Source organism: Actinacidiphila cocklensis (genome assembly GCF_907177275.1).
Taxonomy (GTDB): Bacteria; Actinomycetota; Actinomycetes; order Streptomycetales; family Streptomycetaceae; genus Actinacidiphila; species Actinacidiphila cocklensis.
The window spans coordinates 22,245-28,289 of sequence record NZ_CAJSLV010000108.1 but is presented as its reverse complement, the minus strand read 5'-3'; the positions used below and the strand labels follow the sequence as shown (position 1 = coordinate 28,289).

3 protein-coding genes and 1 pseudogene are annotated in these 6,045 nt (G+C 72.9%); 2 read left to right on the top strand and 2 right to left on the bottom strand.

From position 1 onward, the window contains the following. Nucleotides 1-597, top strand: a pseudogene (locus tag NFU81_RS37005) (cytochrome P450); the annotation flags it as partial. A 76-nt stretch (nt 598-673) separates the two neighbouring features. Continuing rightward, complete coding sequence (locus NFU81_RS37000) at nt 674-1,591, top strand: NAD-dependent epimerase/dehydratase family protein (protein ID WP_251500466.1); 918 nt, start codon at nt 674-676, stop codon at nt 1,589-1,591. A gap of 7 nt (nt 1,592-1,598) precedes the next feature. Here the strand turns inward: NFU81_RS37000 and NFU81_RS36995 are convergent, their stop codons facing one another. Beyond that, entirely contained in the window at nt 1,599-2,138 is a 540-nt protein-coding gene (locus tag NFU81_RS36995) for an EF-hand domain-containing protein (protein ID WP_251500463.1), read from the bottom strand. A 186-nt stretch (nt 2,139-2,324) separates the two neighbouring features. After that, entirely contained in the window at nt 2,325-5,720 is a 3,396-nt protein-coding gene (locus NFU81_RS36990; protein ID WP_251500460.1) for a CARDB domain-containing protein, read from the bottom strand. Nucleotides 5,721-6,045: the final 325 nt, after the last annotated feature.

Genomic DNA, 6,045 nt, shown 5'->3' with positions numbered 1-6,045 from the left:
GGTGCGCGCCGCGCGGCGGACGAGGCGGTGGCGCGGCTGGCGGCGGTACTCGCTCCCGCCGCACCCGGCGGGAGCGAGCCGGCGGCACTGCGGGCGATGCTCGCGGTCGCCGCCGTCAACACCACCGTCGCCGCCCTGCCCCGGGCGGCAGCCTGGTGCGCCGACGCGGACCTGTGGGACCAGGCGGCCGACGACGCGCTGCGGCCGGCCCTGGCCGGCGAGCTGCTGCGGGTGGTCGCCCCGTCCCCGCTGCTGCCGCGCGTCGCGGCGGGCGGTGCCGACCTCGACGGGTGCCCGGTACGCGCCGGCGACCGCCTGGTGCTGGTGGCCCGGCACGCCGCCCGCGCCCACAGCGACCCGCCGGACGCCCGGCACCCGGCCCCGCCCGCCGTGGCGCAACTCGTCTTCGGCGCCGGCGCCCACGCCTGCCCCGGCGCTCGCCTGGCCCGCGCCCAGCTCGACGACACCCTGGCCGCGCTGGCCCCCTACCGCCCCACCGTGCTGCACGCCCGCGCCGACCGCTCCGCGGCCCTGCCCGGCTGGCGGACCCTCACCGTCCGCGCCACAGAAGGCCGGGCGCCGGGGGTGGAGCGGTGACGGAGGCCGGAGGCCGGGGTGGGTCCCGTGGCGCAGCCGAGGGGGGCGCGGGCGGCCGCTCGGCGGGGGAGGAGCGGTGACGACGATCGCGGTGACCGGGGCCAGCGGCTTCTGCGGGTCGCATGTCGCGCTCGCGGCCGCGGCGCGGGGGGCCGACGTCGTGTGCGTCGGGCGGCGGCCCGGGCCGGTCGGGCGGCACGTCCGGTGGGACGCCGCCCGCGAGGAGCCCGACCTGGCCGGTTGCGACCTGGTCGTGCACTGCGCCGCGGCGGTCGGCGATCCGGTGCCGGGCTCCGCCGCGGAGGCGGTGATGCACGCCGTCAACGTCGACGGCACTCAGCGGCTGCTGCGGGCCGCCGCCGGGCGTCCCGTGGTGTGGGTGAGCAGCGCCAGCGTCTACGCGCCGGGACCCGACCGTACCCGGGTCACCGAGGAGCATCCGGTGCGCGCCCAACTCAGCGCCTACGGCCGCACCAAGGCCGCGGGCGAGGCGCTGGCGCTCGCCGCCGGCGCCGTGGTGCTCAGGCCGCGCGCGGTCTACGGCCCGGGGGACCCGCACCTGGTGCCCCGGCTGCTGTCCCGGGTCCGCCGCGGCCTGCTCCTGCTGCCCGGCCCCAGCGTCCGCCTCAGCCTGACCGCCGTCGAGAACCTCGCCGACGCCTGCGTCGCCGCCGCCGGCTGGCCGCCGGGCGCGTACAACATCGCCGACCCGGCGCCGTACGAACGCGACGAGGCGATACGGGCGGTGCTGCGCGCCCACGGGGTGCGGGCGCGGATCGGCCACGTCCCGCGGCCACTTGCCGGTGCCGCCGCGGGCGCCGCCCAGACGCTGGCCAGGCTGCGCCCGCACGCGGAACCGCCGCTCACCCGCTACGCCGTCGACCAGCTGGCCCACAGCGTCGTCCTGGACGTGTCCAAAGCCCGTTCGCAGGGCTGGACGGCCCGCCGCACGCTGGGCGACTACACCTCGGGCGGCACCACCTGGAGCACCTGACCTCAGGTCAGGCGGCGAACCGGCCGCACAGCCAGTTCCCCGGCTCCGCCGGGTCCTTGCTGATCCAGAACTGCCCCCACAGCCGGGCGAATTCGTCCCGGCTGAGATGTCCGTCCGCGTTGAGGTCGAGCAGTTCGAAGACGCCGTCCATGTCGACCGGCTGCCCGTTCCAGGTCTCGACGAGCCTGCGGTGCTCCTCCGGCGAGATGCGCCCGTCCCCGTTGGCGTCCACCGCGTCGAAGACGGTGTCGGCGGTCGCGGTGACGTCCGCGATCATGCCGGGCAGCCGGTCGGCGAGCGCGATCACCTCGCCCAGGTCGACCGCCCCGTCCCCGTTGGCGTCGCCGGCCTCCAGCAGCGCCGCCCACCAGCCCATCAGCAGGGTCTCCACCCGGATGCGCAGCTCCGTGCCCGGGCCGACCCCCGGCAGCCGGCCCCAGCGGGCGACCAGCTCCCTGAAGTCCTCCTCGCGCAGGTAGCCGTCACCGTCCGTGTCCAACGCGTCGAACATCCCCTGGAACTTGCGCTCTTGAAACACACTGGCCATGCGCGGCCTCCCTCGTCGCACACCGAACCGGGCATATGTCACTATAGGCGTGTCGGCTCCCGTACCCCCACAAGTACATGCGTACGAAGCGTCACCCTCCCGGGGCGGCGAAAGGCGGCCCCGGACCGAAGTCCGGGGCCGCCGGGTGGAGTCGGGCGACCGCCCGCGGGCGGTCGCCCGGTGCCGTCAGGAGCCGGCGCCCCCGTTGACCACGAACTGCGATCCCGGCTCGACCAGGATGTTGCCGGCGGCCGAGTCGGTGATGGTCACGTTCGTCAGCGTCGCGCTGCCCCGGGCGCCGCCCTGGGCACGGATACCGGCGCCGTTGTTCGACTTGTCGATCGTCACGTTGCTGATCGCGACGCCGGGCATGGACCCGCCGCCGGTCTTGAACTGGATGCCGTCGTACGTCGAGTCGTGGATCTCGGTGTCCCGGATGGTGACCCCGGTGATGTCCCGGGTCGACGCGAACAGCGTGATGGCGCCGAACTGCTGCGCCTCGCCCCAGAACGCGCCGCCCGTGCGGTAGAGGGCGTTGTTGGCGATCAGCGTCTGCCCGGAGAAGGGCAGCGGGTCGTGGTCGGTCGCCAGCATGATGCCCGGGTAGTTCATGGTGTCGTACACCAGGTTGTTCTCGATGGTGTTGCCGTAGCCGCCGTAGATCGCGATGCCGTTGGCCCGCCAGGGCAGCTGGATGGTGTTGTTGACGAAGTGGTTGTCGTGCCCGATGTCGACCGACTGGTCCTTGACGTACTTGTTCGCCCAGACCGCCAGCGAGTCGTCGCCCGTGGTGCGGAAGGAGGAGTTGAAGACCGTCGAGTTCCGGGTGCCGTTGGTGAAGTTGATGCCGTCGGCGTAGGTGTCGCGGATGCGCATGCCGCTGAACTGCAGCCCGTCCGCGGGACCCCACAGCTCGGGGATGTTGTCGTAGTCGCGGCCGACCCAGACACCCACGTTGGAGTGCTCGATCCACACGTTGCTGATCTTGGTGTTCTTGCCGAACCTGCCGTTGAGGCCCACACCGCCCTCGGCGTTGCCGTCACCGCCGCGGATCCGTCCTGAGCCGAAGATGGCGATGTCTGAGATCTGCGTGTTGCCGTCGATGTCGAATCCGAAGTTGCCCTCGTGCGGGTGGTTGATGCCGCCCGCGTCCTGCGGCTGGGTCAGGGTGTACAGCTGGGAGTACCACATGCCCGCGCCGCGGATCGTGACGTTGCTGATGCCCACCTGGTTGTACTGGCCGCGGTTGAGCGGGTCGTCGGTGAGGATCTTCTGCTCCTGCCGCCACTGGCCGGCCGGAATCCACACGCAGTTGATCGCGCCGTTCTGGTCGGCGGTGACCGCCCGCTGGATGGCCGCGGTGTCGTCGATCCCGTCGTCGGGCACCGCGCCGTAGTCGGTGATCGAGGTGCACTCGGCAGGCTTGCTGGTCGGGGGTGCCACCTGCTCCAGGTCGACCAGGTCGATGATGTAGAACGACGCGGTGTCGGTGGCGTCGCGCTGCAGCCGGAAGGTCGTGCCGGCCGGATAGGTCGTGTTCAGCAGCGCGCTCGACTCGTCGAACAGCCGCCGGGCGTCGCCGCCGGGCTGGTTCGTCAGCCCCTCCGGGTCGTCGGAGCTGCCGTACAGCCAGCTGTGCGTCGAGGAGAGGGTGAGCTTGCGGGCGAAACCGCCGTTGACGTAGAGGCTGATGGTGGCGTCGATGCCGCCGCCCGCCGCCGCGTCGGGGATCGAGTTGCGCACCACGAGGGAGTTGGTCGGCACGGTCGAGGTGAACTGCACGTACTGACCGGTGGAGTTGAGCCGCACCGACGCGCGGCCCGAGGACTCGGTGGCGAAGTTGGTGTGCCCGAAGGTGCGCTTCTGGTCGGTGGTCAGCAGGGTGCCCTGGTAGGTGCCGTTCTCCGCCTCGTACTCGGTGAAGGGGACCGCCGCCCCGCGGCCGACCACGATGGACTGCGAGAAGATGTTGTTGCCCTCGTCGGTCTCGGTCACGGCGCCGGTCGCGTCGGCCGTGGCCACGATGGTGGCGCCGCCGCTGGTGGCGGTCCAGGTGCCGCTGACGTTCACGGTCGTCGTCGCACCCGCCGCGACCGAGGGCGTGTTGGTGTTGAGCGTGGTGCCGCCCACCGTCAGCCGGGTGACCGTGGTGGCGCCGGAGGCGGTGGTGCCGCGGTTGTGCACCGCAACGGTGAAGGAGACCGCCGCGCCGACCGCCGGGTTCGACGGGCTGGAGGTGATCCCGAGGACCTGGAGGTCGGGACCCGGGCTCTGGGCGACCACCAGCTGGGTGGGCGCGGTCAGGCTGTTGTTGGCGTTGTTCTGCTCGATGACGGTGTCCAGCGGGTCCACCGCGGCGGAGACGGCGTAACTGCCCATCGCCCGCTTGCCGGCGGCGACCGACACCGTGGTCTCGGCCCCCGCCGCGAGCGCGCCCGAGGCGGTGCCCGCGACCACGCCGCCCACGCTGACGTTCACCGTGGTGGCCGGGGAGGCCGCGGACCCGGCGTTGCGTACCGTCGCGCTCACCGTGACGCTGTCGGTCTCGACCGGGGCGGCCGGCGACCAGGACAGCGCGGTGACCGTGAGGTCGGGGTTGGGTGCGGGCGTCCCGATGACCTGCAGCTCCGCGACCTGCGCGCCGGGCGCACCGGAGTTGGCGGTGACGGCGACCTGGACGTCGGCGGCGCGGCCGGTGACCGGAATCCGTACCGAGTTCTGGTTGGTGGCCGGATCGAAGGTGTAGGTGGCCGCGGCCGCGAGCGAGCTGAAGCTGCCGCCGTTCTGGCCCCTGCCGAGGACCTGGACGGTCTGCGTCCTGGCACCCCAGACCGGGTCGGGGTTGAGCTTGACCACGACGGAGGTGAGGTCGGCGTCGGCACCCAGCTTCGCTGTCAGGGCCGCGGGGAAGCCGTTGGATTCCCAGTAGGTGCCGACCTGGCCGTCGTCGGCGTTGCCGGCGACGAAGTTCTGGGTCGTGGAGGACGCCTCGATGGGCTTGCCGTGCGCGAGGTCGGTGCCGTCGCCGTCACCGGGGTCGCCCGGGTCGCCGCCGGGGTCCGTGGAGTCGGTGCCGTAGACCTCCAGCTCCGAGACCTGGGCGGCGGGCCAGCCGGTGTTGGCGGTGATGTTCACCCGCACGTAGCGGACGGCGGCCGCGGTGACGCCGATGGTCACGGTGTTGGCGGAGCCCGGCGCGAACGCCCGTGCCTGCGCGGCGGCCAGCGTGCTGTAGGCGGACCCGTCGGCGCTGCCCTGGACGCTGAGCGTCTGCGACCTCGCCTCCCAGGACGCCGGCAGCTTGAGCACCACCTGGTCGACGGTGACGCTGTGCCCGAGGTCGACCTGGAGTGCCTGCGGGAAGACGTTCGCCGGGCCTTCCCAGTACGAGGCCTGGTTCCCGTCGGTGACGTTGGAGGCGGGGTACCCGCCGACCGATCCGCCCGCCGAGGCGGCCTTGCCCAGCGCCAGGTCGGGCCGGTCGGCGGCCGCGGCGGAACCGGCGACGGGGGTCAGGCCGAGGGCGATCAGGCCGGCCGCCAGCACGCCCGTGAGCAGGCGTCTGAGCTGCTTGCGTTTCATGGTCTCCTCTGTTCTGTCCGGAACGAGAAAGCGGGTGGGGGGAAGGCGCCGAGCCGTTGCGGCAGTGGCTCGCGCAGCGCCGGGCATGGCACGCCGGCGGCCGCTGCGACGAAGTTGCAAGCGGCAGCAAATAAAAGTGGAGAAGTTGGCCCGGTTTTTGCGAGTCAAAGGTTCCAATCCGGTATCTGTTTTGTCAACAGTTTGCGCATGGTTGGCGACTTGCTGACGTAGGGCAGACTGCGCGGGGCCGCCCGGAGCCGGCCGAAACCGGTCGGAACGGCGGGGAACCGGCCCGGCCCGGCGGGGCGTCACAACCGGCGGGGGT